General features: G+C 68.4%; 20 protein-coding genes. 14 read left to right on the top strand and 6 right to left on the bottom strand.

The features are described from left to right. The first annotated feature begins 113 nt into the window (after positions 1 to 113). From VDQ18_RS09855 to VDQ18_RS09840, 4 genes are all read left to right on the top strand, one after another. Positions 114 to 1,442 carry an ABC transporter substrate-binding protein gene (locus tag VDQ18_RS09855; protein WP_323020768.1) on the top strand — a complete coding sequence of 443 codons (1,329 nt, stop codon included), beginning with the start codon at positions 114 to 116 and terminating at the stop codon, positions 1,440 to 1,442. A gap of 107 nt (positions 1,443 to 1,549) precedes the next feature. Next, positions 1,550 to 3,298 carry an iron ABC transporter permease gene (locus tag VDQ18_RS09850; protein ID WP_323020767.1) on the top strand — a complete coding sequence of 583 codons (1,749 nt, stop codon included), beginning with the start codon at positions 1,550 to 1,552 and terminating at the stop codon, positions 3,296 to 3,298. 22 nt (positions 3,299 to 3,320) lie between these two features. Next, entirely contained in the window at positions 3,321 to 4,391 is a 1,071-nt protein-coding gene (locus tag VDQ18_RS09845) for an ABC transporter ATP-binding protein (RefSeq protein WP_323020766.1), read from the top strand. 1 nt (position 4,392) lies between these two features. Then, the gene (locus VDQ18_RS09840) at positions 4,393 to 4,959 is read left to right on the top strand and encodes a histidine phosphatase family protein (protein WP_323020765.1); all 567 of its coding nucleotides are present in this window, start codon (positions 4,393 to 4,395) and stop codon (positions 4,957 to 4,959) included. 5 nt (positions 4,960 to 4,964) lie between these two features. On the opposite strand, the gene VDQ18_RS09835 is transcribed toward VDQ18_RS09840, so the two are convergent. Genes VDQ18_RS09835 through VDQ18_RS09820 form a run of 4 tightly spaced genes read right to left on the bottom strand, consistent with a single transcriptional unit; the run spans position 4,965 to position 8,253 of the window. Beyond that, complete coding sequence (locus tag VDQ18_RS09835) at positions 4,965 to 5,588, bottom strand: flavin reductase family protein (RefSeq protein ID WP_323020764.1); 624 nt, start codon at positions 5,586 to 5,588, stop codon at positions 4,965 to 4,967. A 35-nt stretch (positions 5,589 to 5,623) separates the two neighbouring features. After that, positions 5,624 to 6,550 carry a fumarylacetoacetate hydrolase family protein gene (locus VDQ18_RS09830; protein WP_323020763.1) on the bottom strand — a complete coding sequence of 309 codons (927 nt, stop codon included), beginning with the start codon at positions 6,548 to 6,550 and terminating at the stop codon, positions 5,624 to 5,626. Further along, positions 6,547 to 7,110, bottom strand: coding sequence for an NYN domain-containing protein (locus VDQ18_RS09825; protein ID WP_323020762.1), 564 nt, complete (start codon positions 7,108 to 7,110; stop codon positions 6,547 to 6,549). Before VDQ18_RS09825 ends, VDQ18_RS09830 begins: the two co-directional genes overlap by 4 nt. An 18-nt stretch (positions 7,111 to 7,128) precedes the next feature. Then, positions 7,129 to 8,253, bottom strand: a complete 1,125-nt coding sequence (locus VDQ18_RS09820) for a cupin domain-containing protein (RefSeq protein ID WP_323020761.1) — start codon at positions 8,251 to 8,253, stop codon at positions 7,129 to 7,131. Positions 8,254 to 8,412: 159 nt separating this feature from the next. Between VDQ18_RS09820 and VDQ18_RS09815 the strand changes: the two genes are divergently transcribed. Beyond that, on the top strand, positions 8,413 to 9,102 hold the full coding sequence (locus tag VDQ18_RS09815; RefSeq protein ID WP_323020760.1) for a GntR family transcriptional regulator: 690 nt from the start codon (positions 8,413 to 8,415) through the stop codon (positions 9,100 to 9,102). Positions 9,103 to 9,108: 6 nt separating this feature from the next. Here VDQ18_RS09815 and VDQ18_RS09810 read toward each other — a convergent pair whose 3' ends face one another. Beyond that, positions 9,109 to 9,630 (bottom strand): hypothetical protein, encoded by a 522-nt coding sequence (locus VDQ18_RS09810; protein WP_323020759.1) that lies wholly within the window; start codon positions 9,628 to 9,630, stop codon positions 9,109 to 9,111. Positions 9,631 to 9,802: 172 nt separating this feature from the next. On the opposite strand from VDQ18_RS09810, the gene panC reads away from it, so the two are divergent. Further along, on the top strand, positions 9,803 to 10,648 hold the full coding sequence (gene panC / locus VDQ18_RS09805) for a pantoate--beta-alanine ligase (protein ID WP_323020758.1): 846 nt from the start codon (positions 9,803 to 9,805) through the stop codon (positions 10,646 to 10,648). Between the two features lie 12 nt (positions 10,649 to 10,660). After that, positions 10,661 to 11,476 (top strand): 3-methyl-2-oxobutanoate hydroxymethyltransferase, encoded by an 816-nt coding sequence (gene panB, locus VDQ18_RS09800; protein WP_323020757.1) that lies wholly within the window; start codon positions 10,661 to 10,663, stop codon positions 11,474 to 11,476. Positions 11,477 to 11,479: 3 nt separating this feature from the next. On the opposite strand, the gene VDQ18_RS09795 is transcribed toward panB, so the two are convergent. Next, positions 11,480 to 11,983, bottom strand: coding sequence for a DUF1643 domain-containing protein (locus VDQ18_RS09795; protein ID WP_323020756.1), 504 nt, complete (start codon positions 11,981 to 11,983; stop codon positions 11,480 to 11,482). Positions 11,984 to 12,093: 110 nt separating this feature from the next. Between VDQ18_RS09795 and VDQ18_RS09790 the strand changes: the two genes are divergently transcribed. The 7 genes from VDQ18_RS09790 (at position 12,094) to VDQ18_RS09760 (ending at position 21,322) form a co-directional block, all read left to right on the top strand. Next, complete coding sequence (locus tag VDQ18_RS09790) at positions 12,094 to 13,026, top strand: hypothetical protein (RefSeq protein WP_323020755.1); 933 nt, start codon at positions 12,094 to 12,096, stop codon at positions 13,024 to 13,026. Between the two features lie 74 nt (positions 13,027 to 13,100). Beyond that, positions 13,101 to 15,425 (top strand): Tex family protein, encoded by a 2,325-nt coding sequence (locus tag VDQ18_RS09785; protein ID WP_323020790.1) that lies wholly within the window; start codon positions 13,101 to 13,103, stop codon positions 15,423 to 15,425. 108 nt (positions 15,426 to 15,533) lie between these two features. Then, the gene (locus VDQ18_RS09780) at positions 15,534 to 16,922 is read left to right on the top strand and encodes an MFS transporter (RefSeq protein ID WP_323020754.1); all 1,389 of its coding nucleotides are present in this window, start codon (positions 15,534 to 15,536) and stop codon (positions 16,920 to 16,922) included. Next, the gene (gene mepA, locus VDQ18_RS09775) at positions 16,919 to 17,842 is read left to right on the top strand and encodes a penicillin-insensitive murein endopeptidase (RefSeq protein WP_323020753.1); all 924 of its coding nucleotides are present in this window, start codon (positions 16,919 to 16,921) and stop codon (positions 17,840 to 17,842) included. The genes VDQ18_RS09780 and mepA overlap by 4 nt, the downstream gene beginning before the upstream one ends. After that, positions 17,839 to 18,774, top strand: a complete 936-nt coding sequence (locus tag VDQ18_RS09770; RefSeq protein ID WP_323020752.1) for an esterase-like activity of phytase family protein — start codon at positions 17,839 to 17,841, stop codon at positions 18,772 to 18,774. Before mepA ends, VDQ18_RS09770 begins: the two co-directional genes overlap by 4 nt. Before the next feature lie 63 nt (positions 18,775 to 18,837). Continuing rightward, positions 18,838 to 19,833, top strand: coding sequence for a GTPase domain-containing protein (locus tag VDQ18_RS09765; RefSeq protein ID WP_323020751.1), 996 nt, complete (start codon positions 18,838 to 18,840; stop codon positions 19,831 to 19,833). Continuing rightward, complete coding sequence (locus VDQ18_RS09760; protein ID WP_323020750.1) at positions 19,820 to 21,322, top strand: GTPase family protein; 1,503 nt, start codon at positions 19,820 to 19,822, stop codon at positions 21,320 to 21,322. The genes VDQ18_RS09765 and VDQ18_RS09760 overlap by 14 nt, the downstream gene beginning before the upstream one ends. The last annotated feature ends 252 nt before the right edge of the window (positions 21,323 to 21,574 follow it).

The following is a 21,574-nucleotide window of genomic DNA, read 5'->3' as shown; positions in this document are numbered from 1 at the left end:
GTCGACCCTGACCCAAACGCCCATATTTTTCTCTGCGTTTTTAATAGTTTGCGCAAATTTTCGTCATGGCCTACCGATGCTGACCATTCATCAGACGCATAGGGAGGGAAATCATGCGCAAGATCCTGAAGGGAACGGCGGCGGCGTTCGTTCTGACCAGCACCGCATCCATGGCCTGGGCCGAGGGGAGCGTCGTCGTCGTGACGTCCTTCCCCGATGACATGACCTCGGTCATCGAGGCCGCGTTCGAGGCGGCACATCCCGAATACGACCTGGAGATCCTGAACCGCAGCACCTCGTCCGGCGTGCGCTATGTGCAGGAGATCGCGGCCAACAACACCGCCGACATCTTCTGGGCCTCGGCGCCCGACGCGTTCGAGGTGCTGAAGTCGAACCACCTGTTGGCCCAGGCCGGGATCTCGACCGAGGGCATCCCCGACATGATCGGCGCCTATCCGATCAACGACCCGGACGGCTATTACTACGGCTTCGCCGCCTCGGGCTACGGGATCATGTGGAACACCCGCTATCTGGCCGCCAACGGGCTGGAACCGGCGCGGGAATGGTCTGATCTGGCGCGGCCGGAATATTACGGCCATGTCGGCATGTCCTCGCCCTCGCGCTCGGGCACCACGCATCTGACCGTCGAGACGGTGTTGCAGGGCGAAGGCTGGGACGCGGGCTGGTCCGAATGGAAATGGATTGCGGGCAATTTCGCCAGCGTGACCGAACGCTCGTTCGGGGTGCCGGACGGGGTCAACACCGGGAACTTCGGGCTGGGGATCGTCATCGACTTCTTCGGCTTTTCCTCGCAGGCCTCGGGCTTCCCGGTCGAGTTCGCCTATCCGACCGTCACCGCGCTGGTCCCGGCCAATGTCGGCGTGATCGAGAACGCTCCGAACCCGGACGGCGCGCGCGCCTTCGTGGAATTCCTGCTGTCGCCCGCGGGTCAGCAGACCCTCTTCGATCCGGCGATCATGCGTCTGCCGGTCAACCCGGCCGCCTATGAGGCCGCACCCGAAGGGCTGCCGAACCCGTTCGAGGATACCTCGCTCGGCGCCGAGGTGCTGTTCGACGTCGATACCTCGGGCGCGCGCTACTACGTGGTCAGCTCGCTCTTTGACGTGCTGATCACCTACCGCCTCGACGACCTGCGCGCCGCGGTCCGCGCCGTTCAACTGGCCGAGGAGCGTCACGCCGATGGGTCCAACGCCGAGGCCATGGCGCTGATCGCCGAGGCCCGCGCGCTGATCGACGCCATGCCGATCACCGAGGAGCAAAGCCTCGACCCGGCCTTCAGCGGCGCCTTCACCGCCACCCGCCGCGCCGCCTCGGACCAGGTGGAACAGCGCCAGGCCGAGCTTGAGCAGCAATGGGACGCCTTCGCGACCCAGAACTACGCCCGCGCCCGCGAATTGGCCGACCGCGCCGCCGCGATGTGAGCCGAAAGGGGGCGGGCCCTCCCGCCCCCGGACCGTTTCCCGACCCGTCAGACAGGGCGCCCCAGCGGCCGGCCCTGTCCGCCGCCCAGACCCCAGCGGAGACGATCATGACCCAAGGTCCCCAGCCCTCCGGCAGGCCGATGTCGCTTGCCGACCGGCTTCCTGCCTTCCTCTTCCCCCGGCTGAGCCCGATCGCGCTGGTGGGCCTGTTCATCGCGATCATTCTGGTCGGTTTCCTGATCTATCCGGTGCTGCAGGTCATCGCCGTCGCCTTCCAGAACCCGGTGACCGGCGCCCTGACGCTGGAGAATTTCGGCGATTTCTTCAATTCGTCGCTGTTCCGGCAGAGCTTCTTCAACTCGTTCTACGTCTCGGCCCTGTCCGTCATCGTGGCGACGGTGATCGCGCTGCCGCTGGCCTACATCACCACGCGCTTCAACTTCTCGGGCTCGATCCTGATCCAGTCGCTGGGCTTCATCCCGCTGATCATGCCGCCCTTCGTCGGCGCCGTGGCCATGCAGCTGATCTTCGGCCGCAACGGCACGATCAACCTGCTGCTGCGCGACCATTTCGGCATCACCATCCCCTTCATGGAGGGGCTGAACGGGGTGATCCTGGTGCAGTCGATCCATTATTTCCCCTTCATCCTGATCAACCTCTCGGCCAGCCTGCGGAATATCGACCGGTCGATGGAGGAAGCCGCGCAGAACCTCGGCGCGCACGGGCTGCGGCTGTTCCGACGCATCGTCTTCCCGCTGGCGACACCGGGCTATGTCGCGGGCGCGGCGCTGGTCTTCATCAAGGTCTTCGACGACCTCGGCACGCCGCTGCTTCTGAACGTGAACAACATGCTGGCGCCGCAGGCGTACCTCAGGATCACCTCGGTCGGGCTGAACGACCCGATGGGCTATGTGATCTCGGTGATCCTGGTGGCCTTCTCGATCCTGTCGCTCTGGGCCTCGTTCCTGGTGATGCGGGGCAAGGATTACGCGACGGTGCAGAAGGGCGGCGGCGGCCTCGCCAAGCGCGACCTCGCGCTGCGGGAAAAGATCCTCGCCTACGGCGTCGTCCTCTTCATCCTGCTGATCGTGCTCTCGCCGCATATCGGGCTGTTGCTGCTGTCCTTCGGCACGATCTGGTCCTTCGCCCCGCTGCCCGACGGCTACACGCTCGCCAATTACGTCCGCATGTGGGAGGGCTCGCAGCAATATGTGATGAACACGCTGCTCTATGCCGGGATCGCCGCGACGCTCGACGTGATCATCGGCACGGCCATCGCCTATATCGTGCTCAGGACCGGGATCGCCGGGCGGAAATGGCTGGATTACATGGCTACCGCGGCGCTGGCGGTGCCGGGGGTGGTGCTGGGCATCGGCTATCTCAGGACCTTCCAGAACGTCGACGTGCCGCTGGTCGGCAAGCCCCTGGCCAGCTGGTGGGTGATCATCGCCATCGCGCTGATGATCCGCCGTCTGCCCTATGCGCTCAGGGCCTGCATGGCGGCGCTGCAACAGGTGAGCCTGGCGCTGGAGGAAGCGGCCGAGAGCCTCGGCGCGGGCAAGTTCCGCACCATCCGCCGGATTGTCGTGCCGCTGATGGCGGGCGGGATCCTCGCGGGCTTCGTCACCAGCTTCGCCACCGCCGCGGTCGAGCTGTCGGCGACGATCATGCTCGTCTCGAACGACCGCGACAGCCCGCTGGCCTATGGCATCTACCTCTTCATGCAGACGCCCTCGGGGCGCGGGGCAGGGGCGGCGCTGGGCGTGCTGGCGGTGGTCATCGTCGCGCTGGGCACCGTGCTGTCGCAGATCATCATCGAGCGGGACAAGAAACTGCGCACCGCGGGTCGCGAGTGACCGAAAGATCAGGAGAACAACCATGAAAACCGAAATGTCGGGTATCGAGATCCGCGACCTGCATCTGTCCTTCGGCGACACCCGGGTGCTGACCGGCATCAACCTGTCGATCAAGCCGGGCGAGTTCTTCGCCTTCCTCGGCCCCTCGGGCTCGGGCAAGTCGACGCTTCTGCGCGCCATCGCCGGGTTCGGCCCGCAGCCCAAGGGCGAGATCCTGATCGGCGGGCGCGACATCGCCACGCTGCCGCCGTGGAAGCGCGACGTGGGGATGGTGTTCCAATCCTACGCGCTCTGGCCGCATATGTCGGTGCGCGACAACGTGGCCTTCGGGCTTGAGGAACGCAAAGTTCCGCGCGCCGAGATCCGCGCGCGCGTCGATGAGGCGCTGGCGCTCGTCGGCCTCTCGCATCTGGCGGACCGGATGCCGAACCAGCTGTCCGGCGGTCAGCAGCAGCGGATCGCGCTGGCCCGGACGGTGGTGATCGAGCCGAAAGTGCTGTTGCTGGACGAGCCGCTCTCGAACCTCGATGCCTCGCTCAGGGTGCAGATGCGGCGGGAATTGCTGGCCCTGCAACGCAAGCTCGGCCTGACGACGATCTTTGTGACGCATGATCAGGAAGAGGCGAATACGACCTCGGACCGGATGGCGGTGCTGGATGGTGGCGTGATCCAGCAGATCGGCACCCCGCAGGAGCTGTACGACCGGCCGGTCAACCTGTTCGTCGCCCGCTTCCTCGGCACCGCCAATATCCTGGAGGGCCGGGTCGAGGTGGACGCAGGCGCGGCGCGGTTCCGCACCGCCACCGGCGACGTGTTGAGCCTGCCGGTCGAGGGGCGGGCGGGGCCGTCCTCCATCGTCCTGCGCCCGCAGAACATCCGCATCGAGGAACAGGCGGGCGCCGGGACCCTGCCGGGCGAGGTGCTGCACCGGGAATTCCTGGGCTCGCAGGTCCGCTATCTGGTCCGCGCCGCGGGGACGGAGATCGTGGTCGATCAGAGCCACCGGGCGGGCGAGATCTGGCTCGATCCCGGCGCACAGGTGCATCTGGCGGCCAATACCCGCGATGCGGTGTTGATCCCGCAGGGGGCCTGAGATGACCTCGCCGCTTCTGCTGCTGCGCCATGGCGAGACCGAATGGAACCACGCGGGCCGCATTCAGGGCAGTCTGGATTCGCCCCTGACCCCGCGCGGCCTTGAACAGGCCGAAGAACAGCGGGCGATCCTGGCGCGGCTGACGACCGCCGACCTGCCGCTATATGTGAGCCCGCTGCCCCGGGCGCGGCTGACGGCCGGGATCGCGCTGCCGGACCATGCCCAGACCCTCGACCCCCGGCTGACCGAAATCGCCTGCGGCGCATGGGAGGGGCTGACGCCTGCCGAGCGCGCGGCGGGCTGGCCCGCGCTTGCCGCCGAGTGTGACAGCGACCTCGCGCTCTATGACAAGGCGCCGGGGGGCGAGGGGCTGGCCGGGGTCGAGGCCCGGGTCCGGGACTTCCTGAACGGGCTGGAGGGCCCCGCCGTGGTCGTCGCCCACAAGGTGGTGCTGATCGTCATGCGGGGCCTGCTGCGCGGCCTCGACCGTGGCGCGCTGCACGGGCTGGAGGCGCCGCAGGGCGTGGTGATCCGTCTGGAGGACGGGCAGGAGACGATCCTGCGCTGACGGGCTCAGCCCTTCGGCGCGTAGCGCGGGCGTTCCAGCTCGAACAGCGCGGGGCGGTGCGCGTACCAGCCCGCCCCGTGCATGCGGGCGATCAGGTCCAGCGCGGGCGTGTCGACATAGCCGCGCCCGGCATCGAGCAGGCAGGCATCGTCGATATGGATCGCCTTGACCTCGCCGATCATCAGCATCTGGGCGGGGCCCGTTTCCACCGCCTGATGCAGGATGCATTCGATGGACACCGGCGCACCCGCGATCCGGGGCGGGGCGATCTGGGCGCTGGGCAGCGTTTCCAGCCCGGCGAGGTCGATCTCGCTGACCTCGGGCGGGGCGTCGATGCAGGTGTGGTTCATCGCCTCAGCCTGCGCGCGGCTCACCAGATTGACCACGAAGGCCCGGGTGGCGAGGATGTTGCGCGCGGTGTCCTTCAGCGTGCCGTCGGCTTTGGCCATGATCCCCAGCGCCACCACCGGCGGGTCATTTCCCATCACGTTGAAGAAGCTGTAAGGCGCGGCATTGACCAGCCCCTCGGGCGAGAGGCTGGTCACCCAGGCGATGGGCCGGGGCGTCACCGTCGCGGTGAGCAGCTTGTAGCCCAGCGCGCGGTTCTCGGGGGTCATGTCGTAGCGCATGAAAACCCCCGTGCTGGTTCCCGGCCCGGCATCGCTCAGGCCTCCGCCGGGGTGTTGTCCACCACCGGATGGCGGATCGTGCCGATCCCCTCGACCGAGGCCACGACCACATCGCCCGGCCAGAGCCATTCCTGCGGCACCCGCCCCGCGCCCACGCCCTCGGGCGTGCCGGTGGCAATGATGTCGCCCGGTTCCAGCGTGATCCCGCGGCTGAGGTCGGCGATCAGCTCATCGACCTTGAACAGCATCTTCGAGGTGTTCGAGCGCTGCTTTTCCACGCCGTTGACAGTGAGCCACAGCTCCAGCCCCTGCGGATCGGGGATCTCGTCGGCGGTGACGATGCAGGGACCGAAGGGGGCGTAGCTGTCCATCCCCTTGGAGAAGATCCACTGCCCGGCGCGGCGGTTGTCGCGGGCCGAGACGTCGATCATCACCGAATAGCCGAAGACATGCGACAGCGCGTCGACCCGGTTCACGCGATGGGCGCGGGTGCCGATGATGGCAGCCAGCTCGACCTCCCAATCCAGCTGCTGGGTCATGCTGCGGTCGTGCAGGATCGGCTCGTTCGGGCCGATGACGGCGGTCGGGGGCTTCGAGAAGACCACCGGCTCGCGCGGCAGGTCGGGGTTGGTGTCCAGCGTCGCGGCGCTTTCGGCGACGTGTTCGGTGTAGTTCAGGCCGATGCCGAAGATGTTCTTGCGCGGCCGCGGGATCGGCGCCAGCAGGCGGACATTGGCCAAAGCGGTGGCGGCGCCGAGGGGGAAGCGGCCGTCGCATTCCTCAAGGCATTCAGCCAGCGTCTCCAGCCCCGGGCGTCCGGCGTCGATCAGGCCCAGCATGCTGTTGGGCAGATCCACCTCGAAGGCGGCGCCGAGTGCTGCCACATCGACGCAGAACTCGCCCGCGATCACGCCCAGACGGGCCTCGCCCTCGACCGAGGCGCGATAGGTCACAAGTTTCATGAAGCTCTCCTTGAGGTCTTGTCTTTGCGGCCGGGGGCTTCCCCCGGTTCCGGCAGGTCCAGCCAAAGCGACCGGCCCCGATAGCCGCCTCGGATCAGCGGGCTCTCGCCGCGCAATTCGGGGAAGCTGTCCGCCCAGTCGCGGTAGCGGTCGTTGGTGACGATCAGCGCGCCCAGATCGCGGGCGGCGGTGAGGATATAGGGATCGGCGGGCGTGCCCTTCGGCACCACCATCACCCGTTTCTGGGGGATCTTCAGCAGGGTGCTGAAATCGCTCTCGCGGCCATAGCGGTTGAACAGCAGATAGCCCGCATTCGCGTCGAAGATGACGCAGGCGGCATAACCCCGGGCGTCGAGCTGGCGCAGCACGTCGCGGACAGGGCCGAGGTCGGGCGTATTGTCCCTCCAATGCATGACGTTGGAGCCGTCGAGCACCACCCAGTTGAGCCGGGCACGCGCCCGGGACCGGCGCCAGAAGAACACCAACAGGGCGGCGATCACGACAGGTACAGCCAGCAGCGCGATATCCGCCAATTCGGCGCTGGTCAGGGAAAAGGGCATGGGGGAGGGTCCTTCGGGTTACGGCATCACTGGTTGATGACCGCCATTCTCCCCGAAGGCCTGTTCGCGATAAAGCCCCATCGCCCGCATGACCGGCAGGTCGCTCAGGCAGAAAAGCACGGCGTCCTCGCTGTCCGAGGCGTTGGCATGTTCGTGCCAGGCCCAGGAGGGCACGCAGAAGATGTCATGCTCGGCCCAGTCGAAGCGCTTGCCGTTGATCACCGAATGGCCGCGGCCCTTGGCGACGTGGTACAGATAGCTGCCGGTGTGGCGGTGGGCGCGGGTGCGCTCGCCCGGGCGCAGCATCTGCATGCTGGCGCCCAGCGTCTTCATCACCGGCCCGTTGGTCACCGGGTTGACGTAATCCATCAGGATCCCGTCGAAGGGCGAGCCGTCCGAGCAACCGGCCAGCTTCGACAGCGCCTCATAGGTCGGGGCCCATTCGTATTTGAACATCGGGCTGTAGCCCTTGGACCAGTTGCCGTCCCGCGGCGTCAGCCCGGGATTGCCCCAGGTCTTGGTCATGTCGTCGACCGGATAGGCCACCGCCTGGGTCAGGTCCGGGTGAACCTCGTAGAAATTCGCCTCCATCGCGTTGACGAAGGGGATGTCCAGCCCGTCCTGCCAGATGCAGGGCGTCCCGTCCGAGGCGACGGCATGCTCGTGCCAGGTGCCGTTCGGGGTCAGGACGAAATCGTTGTGGCCCAGCGTCATCTTGTGGCCGTCAACCACGGTATAGGCGCCCGTGCCCTCCATGATGAAGCGGATGGCGCTGGCGGAATGGCGGTGGGCGCTGGCCTGCTCGCCCGGGTGCATGACCTGCAGCCCGGCATAGATCCAGCCCACCGCCGCGGCCACGTCGCTGCGCCCGGGGTTGTTGAGGTAGATCACCCGCCGCCCGGCCTTTTCCGGCGTCACCAGATCGACCGAGCGCAGCACATGCGCGCGCAGATCCTGATAGCGCCAGAGGACGGGGCGCGAGCTGCTGGCGGGCTCCCAGGGTTCGATCTTGTTGGCCACGGTCCAGAGCGCGCCCGCGTCGAAACGCTCAAGCTCGTCGTAATAGGCCAGCAATTCGGGCGTGTCCTCGACATTGGCCCGCCCGGCAACGTCCTCGCGATACTGGTCCCGCGCTTTGCTCATCGGAATCCCTCCTGGCTGTGTGGCCTGATCCTACGGCAGGATTTTATGGAATCAACAGATTTTCGCAAATCTTGTGTTCTTGATTTTTTTCTGGCCGCGGGCGAGAAGGGGAGGAGGCATTATCGACCGCCCGGAGAACCGGCTGAGGGGGCTGCGAGGATGAGCAAGACAGCGAAGTCGATGGGCGAACAGGCCCATGCGATGCTCAGGCACCAGATCATCAGCGGCGCTTTCGCGCCCGAGCAACCCCTGCGGCTGGCCCAGTTGCAGGAGCGTTTCGGCGTCGGCTTCTCGCCCCTGCGCGAGGCGCTGACCCGCCTCACCGCCGAGGGGCTGGTGACCTCGGAACCGATGCGGGGCTTTCGCGTCGCGCCGCTGTCGCTGGAGGATCTGCGCGACACGATGGAAACCCGCGCCTTTGTCGAAACCGAGGCGCTGCGCCGCTCGATCCGGCGGGGCGATGACGATTGGGAGGCCCGGATCGTTTCCAGCCTGCACGCGCTGGGCCGCCAGTTCGAGCGCTCGAGCCCCGACCAGCCCGAGAGTCTGGCGGCGCTCGAGGAACGGCACCGCGATTTTCATTTCGCGCTGGTTTCGGCCTCGGGCTCGCGGCGGCTCGAGCAGATCATCGACAGCCTTTATGTCGGCTCGGTGCGCTACCGGATGCCGAGCCTCAGCAACCGGCACTCCGCCCCGGCGCGCGACCTGATGGCCGAGCACGGGGCGATTGCCGATGCGGCGCTGGCCCGGGACGAGGCGCTGGCGACCCGCCTGCTGGCGGAGCATTACCACCTGACGGCGGAGATGCTCAGCCAGGCGCAGGCGGCGCCCCTAGACCGCGCGGTCTGAGGGGCCTCAGCGACCGAAGTCGCGGGCGTCGATCTGCCCGTCACCGTTGCCGTCCAGCGCGGCCAGCAGCCGGGGCGTCGCGTCGGCCCATTCGGCAGCGCTGATCGCGCCATCACCGTCGGTGTCGTTATAGGCAAGCGTCATGGCGCCGTGGATGCGCTGGCCCGGGGCGTTGTCGCGGCCGAAACCCCGGCCCTGGCCCACGCCCTGACCTTGCCCCATGCCCTGACCCCGGCCTTGTCCGCCGTGGTTGGCCTCTTCCTGCCCGGCAATGGTGCTGGCCATGTTGACCTGTTCCCCGGCGTCGATCGCCCCGTCGCCGTTCAGGTCGAACATGTCGAACAGCGCAGCCCGGCGCAGCGTGACGTCTTCGGCCAGGACCCGGCCGTCGGCGTTCATGTCCCATTCGCTCAGGAACTGGGCCATGGTTTCGCCCCGGCCTTGCCCCGGGCCATAGCCCTGCGCCAGCACGGCGCCCCCGGCAAGCATCAGCCCGGTCAGGATCAGAAGCGGTTTGGCGGCTTTCATATCGACACATCCTTATGTTTGACTTCATAAGTCACACGGCCAGCCCCTGCCGTTCCGCCGCCCCCGGGGTGTCGCAGCCCCCTGTCGCACCCCCGATCCCCATCCGCTTGCCCGCCCCTGCGTCACCGGCTATGTCTGGCGCCGCCGGACGGGCGGGCAGCGGAGGGGCGCGATGCAGGTTTTCACCACCAAGGCGGCGGTGCGCGACAGCGTTCGCGGCTGGCGCGCCGAGGGGCAGAGCGTGGCGCTGGTGCCGACCATGGGCTACCTGCACCGCGGCCATATGGCACTGGTCGAGCGGGCGAAAACCCAAGCCCAACGGGTGGTTACCTCGATCTTCGTGAACCCGCTGCAATTCGGCCCGGGCGAGGATCTGGCGACCTATCCGCGCGACGCCGACCGCGATCTGGCGATGCTGCGCGACGCCGGGGTGGACGGGGTTTTCCTGCCCTCGGTGGAAGAGGTCTATCCGCCCGGTGCTCAGACCATTGTCGAGACGACGGAACTGGCGAGGATGCTGATCGGCAAGCTCAGGCCGGGGCATTTCCGGGGCGTGACCACGGTCGTCACCAAGCTGTTCAACATCGTCCAGCCCGATACCGCCGTCTTCGGCGAGAAGGATTACCAGCAGCTCTGCATCATCCGGCAGATGGTGCGCGACCTCGACATGCCGATCCATATCGAGGGCGTGCCCACGGTGCGCGAGGAGGACGGGCTGGCGCTCTCCAGCCGCAACGTGCGGCTGACGCCGGAGGATCGCGCGGCCTCGGTGATCCTCAGCCAGTCGCTGTTCGCGGCCGAGGCGATGGCGAAGACCGGCATCACCGCCTCGCGGCTCAGGGCCTGGGTCGCGGCCAATATCGGCGCCAATCCCCGCGCCGATCTGCAATCGGCCGATATTCGCGACGCCGCGACGCTGGCGACGATTTCCGGCCCCCTGCAACGCCCCGCCGTGATCCTGCTGGCGGTGCGTTTCGGCAAGGTCCTGTTGATCGACCAGCGCGTCGTCACCCCCTGAGGAGGAAAGCCCATGTCCACCGAACCGCAAGCGCCGATCCGCCGCATCACCGCGCCGCAGATCCGGGCGCGCAAGGGCGGCGAGCCGATCGTCTCGCTGACCTCGTACCACGCGCATACCGCGGCGATCGTTGATAAATATGCCGATTTCATTCTGGTGGGCGACAGTTTGGGCATGGTCATGCACGGGATGGACTCGACCGTGGGCGTGACGCTCGACATGATGATCGCGCACGGGAAGGCGGTGGTCCGGGGCACCAAGCGGGCGCTGGTCGTCGTGGACATGCCCTTCGGCACCTATGAGGAATCGCCGGGCGTGGCCTTCCGCAACGCGGCCAAGGTCATGCAGGACACCCAGTGTCAGGCGGTGAAGCTGGAAGGCGGCGCCCGCATGGCCGAGACGATCCGCTTTCTGGTGGACCGCGGCATTCCGGTGATGGCGCATATCGGCCTGACGCCGCAATCCACCAACGTCATGGGCGGCTTCAAGACCCAGGGGCGGGACGAGGCGACCTGGAAGCACCACATCGCCGATGCCATCGCCGTGGCCGAGGCCGGCGCCTTTGCCGTGGTGGTGGAGGGGGTCGTGGAGCCTCTGGCGCGCGAGATCACCCGGGCGGTGGACATCCCGACCATCGGCATCGGCGCCAGCGCCGATTGCGACGGGCAGATCCTGGTGCTGGAAGACATGCTGGGCCTGAACCCCAAGCCGCCGAAATTCGTCAAGGTTTACGGCGCCTTGGGCGGGATGATCGAGCAGGCGGTCAAGGATTACGCCGACGAGGTGAAATCCCGCGCCTTCCCGGGCACGGACCAGACCTATCGCTGAGGCTCACCAATCCTCGGGCTGGTGGGCATAGCCGATATAGAGCGGGTGCTTGGGGTGCCCGTCCTTGCTGAGGCCCAGATGGCTGAGCGGCTTGCCGGTTGCGCGCAAGACGGCCTCGACCGCGGCGCCCCGGTTCAGATGCGCGCCATGCGTGCCCCAGGCGCAGACCACGGCATCGGCCCAGAGCGCGCTCTCGGCAATGGCCTGATCGTTCCCGGGTCCCACCGGATCGGCCTGCGCCCGCATCACCTTGGGATCGGTCGCGCGATAGGCGAAGATGTTGCAGACCCGGAACGACCCGAACCCCAGCGCCCGCGCCCGGCGCTCGCAGCGCTCGACGGTGGGGTCGTTCTGCACCTCGGTCGCGGTCGAGGGGTTGAGCATGACGAAGAGCACCTTGCGCCCCGCCGGGTCCCAGGTGCGGGTCAACGTGTAGCGGTAGGATTCGCAGGGCGAATAGACGGCGGTCGAGGGCGCGTCGCCCTTGGTATGGGTGCGGGTGATCATGGCGCGGTGATAGCGCGCCCCGCGGCGCCATGGAAGCGCTGGACGGGGAAGGGGGCCTCTGGCAGGGTTTTGGGGGCTGCAGGCAGCCTGTTTTTTGACGGAGGATTTCAATGAAGCACTTTGTTTTCCTGATGGGCCTGTGCTGGGCGGGCGCCCTGCAGGCGCAGGTGGCCGAGGTCAGCGTGACCGGCGATCTGGTGGCGGGCGGCCATGTCAGCGTGGCCTGGACCGGCCCCGATGGCCAGAACGACTGGGTGGGTTTCGCCGAACCCGGCGCCCCGGGCAGCAGCTGGGTCAGCGGCTCCTGGGCCTATACCAATGCCGGCAACCCGCTCACCCTGACGCTGCCCCTGAGCGCCGGTCCCTACGAGCTGCGCTATGTCACCGGCGGCAGCGAGGTTCTGGCGGCGCAAGCCGTGACCCTCGCCGCGCCACAGGGGGCGGGAGAGGTGGCGCCGGGCGCGGCAGCCCTGCAGCCGGTCGGTGCGCTGATGGGCGGCGCGGTGCTGAGCGTCGGCTGGAGCGGCCCGAACGGGCAGGGCGACTGGATCGGCCTGGCGCCGGTCGGAGGCGCGGCCAGCAGCTGGGTCGGGTCCTCTTACGCCTATACCAGCGCCGCCAATCCGGTGCAGATCGGCCTGCCCATCGACGGCGGCAGCTATGAATTGCGCTATGTGACCGGGGGCGGGCAGATCCTGCTCTCGATCCCGCTGACCGTCGCGCCCGGCACCCTGCCCAGCGTGGTCCTGCCCGCGATGACCGCGCCCGAAGGGGCGGTGCTGAGCGTGGCGCTGGGCCCGGACGCCCCCCGGGCGCAGGGCGATTACCTCTATATCGCGCGGCCGGGCGGGGGACCCGGCGATTACAGCGGCGGCTACGTCATCGTCCCCGCCGAGGGCGCTGTGCAGATCAACGCGCCCGCCACCGCCGGCGAATGGGAGCTGCGCTATGTCGTGACCCGGGGCACCGATTACATCCCCGTCGGCAGCGCGCCGCTCACCGTCACCGGGCCCGACTACAAGAGCCCGCGCAACCTGCCCTGAGGGGGTTGGAACCGGACGGTGAGGGGGCTAGTGTCGCCCTCCCCACCGACCCCGAAAGGCCCGATCCCGTGACCCTGTCCCCCGCCGCCCAGCTCCGCATCCCCCGCCAGATCGCCGCCGAGATCGGCGCCCGGCCCGAGCAGGTGACCGCCGCGGTGGCGCTCTTGGACGAAGGCGCGACGGTGCCCTTCGTCGCGCGCTATCGCAAGGAAGTGACCGGCGGGCTGGACGACACCCAGCTGCGGAACCTGGCTGAACGGCTGTCCTATCTGCGCGAGATGGAGGCGCGGCGGGCGGCGATTCTCGACTCGATCGCCGGGCAGGGCAAGCTGACCGACGATCTGGCGAAAGCCATCGGCGCGGCCGAGACGAAGGCGGTGCTCGAGGACCTGTACCTGCCCTACAAACCCAAGCGCCGCACCAAGGCGATGATTGCCCGCGAAAACGGGCTGGAGCCCTTGGCCGAGGCGATCCTCGCCGACCGGACGGCGGACCCCGAGGCTTTGGCGGCGGGTTATCTGTCCGAGGCGGTTGCCGATGCGAAAGCCGCGCTGGAAGGCGCGCGCGAGATCGTGGCCGAGCGGCTGGTGGAAGACGCCGGGCTCAAGGCCGCGCTTCGGGCGCATATGGCGGCGGTCGGGCTGCTGTCCTCCGAGGTGATGCCGGGCAAGGAAGCCGAGGGCGCCAAATTCTCGGATTACTTCGCCCATTCCGAGGCGCTGTCGGGCGTCCCCAGCCACCGCGCGCTGGCCATGTTCCGGGGCCGGAACGAGGGCTTTCTGGCGCTGGATCTGGCGGTCGAGCCCGAAGCCTCGCCCGGCCAGTCCCGCGCCGAAGCCATGGTGCGGACGGCGCTGAACGTCGGGAACGCGGGCAAGGCGGATCAATGGCTGGGGACGGTCGCCGGTTGGGTCTGGCGGGTGAAGCTGAAGCTCTCGCTCACCATCGACCTGATGACCGACCTGCGCGAAAAGGCCGAGGCCGAGGCGATCCGCGTCTTCGCCCGCAACCTCAAGGACCTGCTGCTGGCCGCCCCCGCCGGGGCCAAGGCGACGATGGGGCTGGACCCGGGGATCAGGACCGGCGTGAAGGTCGCCGTGGTCGATCCGACCGGTAAACTGCTGGAGACGGCGACGGTCTATCCCTTCCAGCCGCGCATGGATGTGCAGGGGACCTTGGCCGTGCTGGGCGCGCTGGTGCGCAAGCATGGCGTCGGCCTCATCGCCATCGGCAATGGCACCGCCAGCCGCGAGACGGATGCGCTGGTGGCGGAACTGCTGTCGAAGCTGCCCACGCCCCGCCCGGTCAAGGTGGTGGTGTCCGAGGCCGGGGCCTCGGTCTATTCCGCCTCGGAACTGGCAGCGCGGGAATTCCCCGATCTCGACGTGTCGCTCAGGGGCGCGGTGTCGATTGCCCGGCGCCTGCAGGACCCGCTGGCCGAGCTGGTGAAGATCGAGCCTAAGGCCATCGGCGTCGGCCAGTACCAGCATGACGTCAACCAATCGGCGCTGGGCCGGGCGCTGGATGGCGTCGTGGAGGACGCGGTGAACGCGGTCGGCGTGGAGCTGAACACGGCCTCCGCGCCCTTGCTCGCCCGCGTCTCGGGCCTCGGGCCGGGGCTGGCCGAAGCGGTGGTGGCGCATCGCGACGCCAACGGGCCCTTCGCCAAACGCCGCGACCTGCTGAAGGTCGCGCGGCTGGGGCCGAAGGCCTTTGAACAGGCGGCGGGGTTCCTGCGCATCCAGGGCGGGGCAGAGTCGCTCGATGCCTCCTCGGTCCACCCGGAAGCCTATGATCTGGCGCGGAAAATCGTCAAGGCGGCGGGCAAGGACGTGGCCTCGCTGATGAAGGACCCGGGCGCGCTCAAACGGCTGGAGCCGCGCGATTTCACCGACGAGACCTTCGGCTTGCCGACCGTCAAGGACATCATGGCCGAACTGGAGAAACCCGGCCGCGACCCGCGGCCCGAGTTCAAGACTGCCACCTTCGCCGAGGGCGTCAACGAGATCCGCGACCTGAAACCGGGGATGCGGCTGGAGGGAACGGTGACCAACGTTGCGGCCTTCGGCGCCTTCGTCGATATCGGCGTCCATCAGGACGGCCTCGTCCACGTCAGCCAACTCGCCGACCGTTTCGTCAAGGACCCGCATGAGGTGGTCAAGGCGGGCGATGTGGTCAGCGTGCGGGTGGTCGAGGTCGATGTGGCCCGCAAGCGCATCGGCCTGACCATGCGCAAGGACAATGCCGACACCCGCCCTCAGGACAATCTGCGCGAGAACCGCGGCGGGCCGAAGGGCAGGGGGGCTCCGCCGCCGCGCAGCGCCTCGGCCGGGCCGGCGAAGAAGGACGACACCGGCGCCTTCGGCGCCGCGCTGCTGGACGCGCTGAAAAAGCGCTGAGCGGCGCGGGTGCTCTATCCGCCACAGGCGTAAACCGTTGTAGATTCGTGGCTTGCCCGAATCTGCGCCATAGGGTCTTGATCGGTCGATAGCCTGGGGGGGCAAGATATGACCGATTTTACGACCGTGCCCGCGGTCGATCCTGCTGCGCTGGCCGCGGCCCGCAAACGCATCTGGGGCTGGTGGTGGTTCGACTGGGCCAGCCAGCCCTACAACACCTTGCTGATCACCTTCATCTTCGGCCCCTATGTGGTGGGCGTGGTCGGCGACGGCTCGCGCGCGCAGGCGATCTGGGGCTATGGCATCGGCTTTGCCGGGATCCTCCTGGCGATCTGCGCGCCCCTCCTCGGCGCGGTCGCCGACAAGAGCGGCAAGCGGATGGGCTTCATCTGGTTCTTCTCGGCGCTCTATGTGATCGGCGCCTGGGGGGTCTGGTTCTCGGCGCCCGAGGATTTCAACATCTGGTTCGTGATGCTGATGTTCTGCATCGGCCTCGTGGGGATGGAATTCGCCACGATCTTCACCAATGCCATGCTGCCCGACCTCGCGCCCCGCGAGGAACTGGGCAAGGTCTCGGGCTCGGGCTGGGCCTGGGGCTATGTCGGCGGGCTGGTGGCGCTGATCCTGATGCTGACGCTCCTGGCCGAGGGCTCGACCGGCAAGACGCTGATCGGCATCGACCCGATCCTGGGCCTCGACCCCGCCACCCGCGAGGGAACGCGCTCGGTCGGGCCGCTGACGGCGATCTGGTATGTGGTCTTCATGATCCCCTTCTTCATCTGGGTGAAGGAGCCCCGAAAACCCGGGGCGGTCAGCATCGGGGCGGCGATTTCCGGCGCCTGGCCGGAACTGAAGGCGACGCTCAGGGGTTTGCCCCGCAACCGCAGCCTCTTTGCCTTCCTCGGATCCTCGATGTTCTACCGCGACGCGCTGAACGGCGTTTACACTTTCGGCGGCATCTATGCCGCGGGGGTGCTGGGCTGGAGCGTGGTGCAGGTCGGCATCTTCGGCATCCTCGCCGCCTTTACCGGGGCGATCTTTGCCTGGCTGGGCGGCAAGGCGGACAGCCGGTTCGGCCCCAAGCCGGTGATCGTCTTCAACGTCGTGGCGCTGGCGCTGACCGCGCTGGCCATCGTCTTCGTCTCGCGCACTTCAGTCTTCGGCATGCCGGTGGCGGCGGAATCGGGCCTGCCCGACATCCTGTTCTATGTCCTGGGCGCCATCGTCGGCGCGGCGGGGGGCGCCATGCAATCGGCCAGCCGGACGATGATGGTGCGCCAAGGCGATCAGGACAAGATGACCGAGGGCTTCGGACTTTACGCCCTGTCGGGCAAGGCCACGGCCTTCCTCGCGCCCCTGTCCATCGGCATCGTCACTCACCTGTCGGACAGCCAGCAGATCGGTATCCTGCCGGTGGTCGTGCTGTTCATCCTGGGGCTCATCCTTCTGGCCTTCGTCCATCCCGAAGGCTCGCAACCAAAGGCGCCTGCTTCATGAAAAAACTCGGTCTCGTTCTCGGCTCTCTGATCCTGGCGGCCTGTGGCAGCGGGGCGGGCACCAATTCCGCCACCGCCCAGCAACTGGCCAACCAGCTTTTCGGGGCGGCGACGCGCGGGACCAGCGCCCCGGCCGAGGCCTATGGCACCTACGCGCGGGGCTGCGCCGACGGGCTGGTGGAACTGCCCGAGACGGGACCGACCTGGCAGGCGATGCGCCTCAGCCGCAACCGCAACTGGGGTCACCCCGAGATGATCTCGTTCCTGCAGGACCTGAGCCGTCAGGCGGTGGGGATCGGCTGGCAGGGCCTCTATGTCGGCGACATCAGCCAGCCGCGGGGCGGGCCGATGACCTCGGGGCATGCCAGCCACCAGATGGGGCTCGACGCCGATATCTGGATGCTGTCGCCGGGCAGCCTGACGCTCAGCCGGACCGAGCGCGAGAACATCTCGTCCATCAGCGTTCGGACCGAGGATCAGCGCGGCGTCACCCCGGCCTGGACCCGGCAGCATGCGGCGCTTCTGCGCGCCGCCGCCAGCGATCCGCGCGTCGACCGGGTGTTTGTCGCCGCCGCAGTGAAGATCGAGATGTGCCGCACCGCCACCCCGGCCGACACGCCTTGGCTGCAACGCATCCGTCCGATTGCGGGGCACAATACCCATTTCCACGTGCGGTTGCGCTGTCCTGCCGGATCGCGCCATTGCGAGACACAATCGCCCACCGTGGCGGAACTTTCCAACGGGGGTAACGGTTGTGATGATACGCTGACCTGGTGGGTGACGGATTACCTGAACCCGCCGCGTCGGACCACGCCGGTCGAACCCTCGCCCGAGCCGCCACAACCCCGCCGCCGGTCGGCCCGTGAGATGATCATGGCCGATCTACCCCGCCAATGTGCCCAGGTATTGGAAAGAGAATGAAAGCTGCCCGCGTCATTGCTTCCGCCCTGCTGGGATTGACCGCGCTTCTGCCCGCGGCACTTCAGGCCCAGCCCGCCACCTATTACGCCGGGGTCGTCCAGCACGAGCCCGCCTCCATCCCCGCGACCCAGGTCGTGGCGCGTTACCGTCTGCCGCTGATGTCGGGGGGCATCAACGACTTTTCCGGTATCGCCACCACGGATGGCAACACGGTCTACATGGTCTCGGACCATGGCTTCATCGTCGCCGCCCGTCTGCAACGCGGCTATGGCCAGCGCATCGACGGGATGGAAATCCGTCAGGTGGCGCTTCTGAACGACGAAAACAGCCATCCCCTGACCGGCTCCATGCGCGACGCCGAGGGGGTGACGATCGGCCGCGACGGCGCGCTCTATGTCTCGTTCGAGCAGCACAACCGCGTCATGCGCTACCGCCAGCTTGGCGGACGGGGCGAGGATCTGGGCGCCCATGTCGATTTCTCGCGCCTGCGCGCCGGGCGTGGCCTCGAAGCTGTGGCCGCCGCCCCGGACGGTCGTGTCTATGCCATCCCCGAACGCCCGGCCCGCGCCACCTATGGCTTCCCCAGCTATGTCTGGAGCCCGCGCGGCGGCTGGGGCGACGCCTTCCGCCTGCCGATGGACCTGCAATTCCTGCCGGTCGGCGCCTCGTTCGGCCCGGACGGCATGCTCTATGTCCTCGAACGCGAGCATGGGCCCCGCGGCTACCGCAGCCAGGTCCGCCGCTTCAATGTCAACGGCGAGGGGATCAGCCCCGGGCAATGGGTGATGCGCTCGGATTACGGGCAATTCGGCAATCTCGAAGGGATCAGCGTGTTCCGCGACTGGAACGGTCGGATCCGCATGCTGATGGTCTCGGATGATGACCTGCAGACCGGACCCAGCGAGTTGGTGGACGTGGTGGTCAATCGCTGAACGATTGCAACCGCGTCCGATCGTTCCCATCTTTCGGGGGAGGAACGACAAAGGGTTGAGCCTGTGACGGACGAGCGCACGCATCAGGTGGAACCGGCGGTGCCGGTGATCTGGCTTCTGGGCAAGACGGGGGCGGGCAAGACCTCGGTCGTGCGGGCCCTGACCGGCGAGGGCGAGGTCGGCAACGGCTTCGCCCCCGGCACCCGCGGGGCCGCGACCTATGACTTCCCGGCCACGGCGCCCGCGGTGCGTTTTCTCGATACGCGGGGGCTGGGCGAGGATGGCTACGACCCCTCGGCCGATATCGCCGCCGCGCAGGCCAGCGCCCAGGCGATCCTGGCAGTGATGCGGCTGGACGATCCGGTGCAGGCCCCGGTGGCCGAGATCCTGCGCAAGACCAAACTGCCGGTGCTGCTGGTCCATACCGGCGCCGACCTGGTGCCCGAGCCCGGGGCGCAGATCCGCGCCAAGGCGCATATGACCGAGATGATCGGCCGCGATCTGCCCTCGGTCACCCTGTCGATGCCGCATGAGGGGCTGGTTACCGGGCTGGAGGCGCTGCTCGACGCGCTGGACAGCTTCCTGCCCCGCGCCGCCGCCGCGCTGCGCCGCGCCGACGAGGCGCGCGCCTTCCAGAACGTGCGCGGGCTGGTCCTGCGCTATGCCGCCATGGCCGGAGCCACCGATGTGGTGCCGCTGGCGGGCCTGGCCACCGTGCCCGCCGCGCAGGGCGCGATGCTGCATGCCCTCGCCCGCAAGCATAAGGTCGAGCTGACGCCCGCCCGGCTGGGCCTGCTGGCCTCGGCCATGGGGATCGGCTCGCTGGTCCGCATGGGCACCGGGCTTCTGGTCCGACAGGGCGTCAAGCTGGTGCCGGTCGCCGGCCAGACGCTGGGCGCAGCGGCGGCGGCGGGAACTTCCTTCGCCACGACCTATGCGCTGGGCCGCGCGGCCTCGGCCTGGCTCTATGGCACCGCCCGGGGTAAGGCACCGGACGGGGCGACACTGCGCGCGCTCTACGATCAGGCGCTGAAGGGCGCGCGGCATGCGTCTGGCTGACCGGCTCAGGCATACGCTCCTGCGCTGGGACCGGCTGGGGCTGGCGGCGGTGCTGGCGCTGCCGCTGACTGTCTCGACGCTGCTGGGCTTCCTGTGGCTGAACGAACACGGCTACCTGCTGTGGTTCGCGCTGGGCTCGGCCGTGTTCTACGCCGTGTTCCGGGGCGCCGTGCTGCTGGCCCGCTGGCGCACCCGCGTGGCGGGCGAGCGCGAGCCTCGCAGCCTCGAGGGGCCGAAGCCCGACCCCGAATGGTCCGAGGCCGAGAAAGCCGCCTTCGCCCGCGCCCGGGCCCGCATCGACCGCCGCCTGCGCGAGCCGCTGGCCTGGGACAAGCTGCCGGAAGAGGCGCTGGCGGTGGTCGAGGAAGTGGCGGCGGACCTCTCGACCGGCAAACGCTCGGCGCTGGATTTCACCCTGCCCGAGGCGCTCTTGCTCATCGACCAGGTGGCGCTGCGCTATCGCGCCTTCCTGCTGGAGAACGTGCCCTATTCCGACCGGCTCTCGGTCCGGACGATGCATTGGCTCTGGCGCCAGCAGGATACGGCGCTGACCGCCTGGGAGACGGGTTTCCTGGCCTGGCGCGGGGTGCGGCTGGTGCTGAACCCGGCGGTGGGGCTGCTGCGCGAGGCCGAGCGGGTGCTGGCCACCGGGCTGCAGGACCGCCTGACCGAGAAATTCCGCCGCGACGCGCAGGCCATCCTGCTGGAGGAGGCGGCGCAGGCGGCCATCGACCTCTATTCCGGCCGGCTGAAAGTGTCGGAAGCCGACCTCACCCGCCGCGGCGCCCGGGTCACGGTGCCCGACGCGCCGGTCGAAGGCGCGGTCGAGATCGTCATCGTCGGCCAGACGGCGGCGGGGAAATCGACGCTGGTCAACGCGCTTCTGGGGCGTGAGGCGGCGGAAACCGATGCGGCGCCCACCACCGACCGCGCGGCGGGCCATGCGCTGGACGAGGATCTGCGGATCATCGACACGCCGGGACTCGACGGCTCCGAACGGATGGCCCGGGCGGTGGCGGCGCAGATGGTGACGGCGGATCTGGTGCTCTGGGTGCATCGGGCGAACCGGCCGGGGCGGGCGGCCGATACCGCGCTGGCCCGCGCCTTTGCCGAGGCCATGGCCCGCGACCCGGCCCGCCGGCAGCCGCCGGTGATCCATGTGGCGAATGCTGCGGACCTGCTGCTGCCGGGCTGGCCCCGGGCGGAGAACGCGCTGACCGCGGAGGACCGTGGACGGCTGGACGAGGCGACCTCGGCCATCGGGCGGGCGATGGGCGGCGTCCCGGTGCTGCCGATCCGCGCCGAGGCGCCCGACTGGAACATCGACGCGCTGCGCGAGGCCATCGACCGGGTGCTGCCCGAGGCCCGCATGACCCGCCGCAACCGTCTGCGGCTGGAGGCCGCGGCCGGCGAGGGGCTGCGCGGCAACCTGACCCGCGCGAGAAAGGGCCTCGGCGCTTTCCGCCGCGCCATCCGCTGGAAACGGTAGCGCGGGGGAGGGGTTTCGCCCTCGGCCGCGACGCCTCCGGCGCCGAGGCTCCAAGAGACGAAACGGGGGGCGACCAACGGCACGGCGTACCGCCGCGCCGAAGAAAGGGGGGCTGTCTGCCCCCCTCTTGGCCTGACGGCCAATTCACCCCCCGAGGATATTTGAGGAACAAAGATCAAGATTAGGACTCTCTTTACCTTCATCTTTGTTCTTCAAATATCCTCGGGGGTTTCTCAAGGGGGTGGAAAACCC

Source organism: Pararhodobacter sp. (assembly GCF_034676075.1).
GTDB lineage: Bacteria > Pseudomonadota > Alphaproteobacteria > Rhodobacterales > Rhodobacteraceae > Pararhodobacter.
The sequence above is the reverse complement of the archived record's forward strand: the minus strand, read 5'-3'. Positions and strand labels throughout refer to the sequence as shown.

Coding starts and splice junctions, on each gene's coding strand:
- VDQ18_RS09855 (WP_323020768.1), top strand. CDS start 114: ATGCGCAAGATCCTGAAGGGAACGGCGGCGGCGTTCGTTCTGACCAGC.
- VDQ18_RS09850 (WP_323020767.1), top strand. CDS start 1,550: ATGACCCAAGGTCCCCAGCCCTCCGGCAGGCCGATGTCGCTTGCCGAC.
- VDQ18_RS09845 (WP_323020766.1), top strand. CDS start 3,321: ATGAAAACCGAAATGTCGGGTATCGAGATCCGCGACCTGCATCTGTCC.
- VDQ18_RS09840 (WP_323020765.1), top strand. CDS start 4,393: ATGACCTCGCCGCTTCTGCTGCTGCGCCATGGCGAGACCGAATGGAAC.
- VDQ18_RS09835 (WP_323020764.1), bottom strand. CDS start 5,588: ATGCGCTACGACATGACCCCCGAGAACCGCGCGCTGGGCTACAAGCTG.
- VDQ18_RS09830 (WP_323020763.1), bottom strand. CDS start 6,550: ATGAAACTTGTGACCTATCGCGCCTCGGTCGAGGGCGAGGCCCGTCTG.
- VDQ18_RS09825 (WP_323020762.1), bottom strand. CDS start 7,110: ATGCCCTTTTCCCTGACCAGCGCCGAATTGGCGGATATCGCGCTGCTG.
- VDQ18_RS09820 (WP_323020761.1), bottom strand. CDS start 8,253: ATGAGCAAAGCGCGGGACCAGTATCGCGAGGACGTTGCCGGGCGGGCC.
- VDQ18_RS09815 (WP_323020760.1), top strand. CDS start 8,413: ATGAGCAAGACAGCGAAGTCGATGGGCGAACAGGCCCATGCGATGCTC.
- VDQ18_RS09810 (WP_323020759.1), bottom strand. CDS start 9,630: ATGAAAGCCGCCAAACCGCTTCTGATCCTGACCGGGCTGATGCTTGCC.
- panC (WP_323020758.1), top strand. CDS start 9,803: ATGCAGGTTTTCACCACCAAGGCGGCGGTGCGCGACAGCGTTCGCGGC.
- panB (WP_323020757.1), top strand. CDS start 10,661: ATGTCCACCGAACCGCAAGCGCCGATCCGCCGCATCACCGCGCCGCAG.
- VDQ18_RS09795 (WP_323020756.1), bottom strand. CDS start 11,983: ATGATCACCCGCACCCATACCAAGGGCGACGCGCCCTCGACCGCCGTC.
- VDQ18_RS09790 (WP_323020755.1), top strand. CDS start 12,094: ATGAAGCACTTTGTTTTCCTGATGGGCCTGTGCTGGGCGGGCGCCCTG.
- VDQ18_RS09780 (WP_323020754.1), top strand. CDS start 15,534: ATGACCGATTTTACGACCGTGCCCGCGGTCGATCCTGCTGCGCTGGCC.
- mepA (WP_323020753.1), top strand. CDS start 16,919: ATGAAAAAACTCGGTCTCGTTCTCGGCTCTCTGATCCTGGCGGCCTGT.
- VDQ18_RS09770 (WP_323020752.1), top strand. CDS start 17,839: ATGAAAGCTGCCCGCGTCATTGCTTCCGCCCTGCTGGGATTGACCGCG.
- VDQ18_RS09760 (WP_323020750.1), top strand. CDS start 19,820: ATGCGTCTGGCTGACCGGCTCAGGCATACGCTCCTGCGCTGGGACCGG.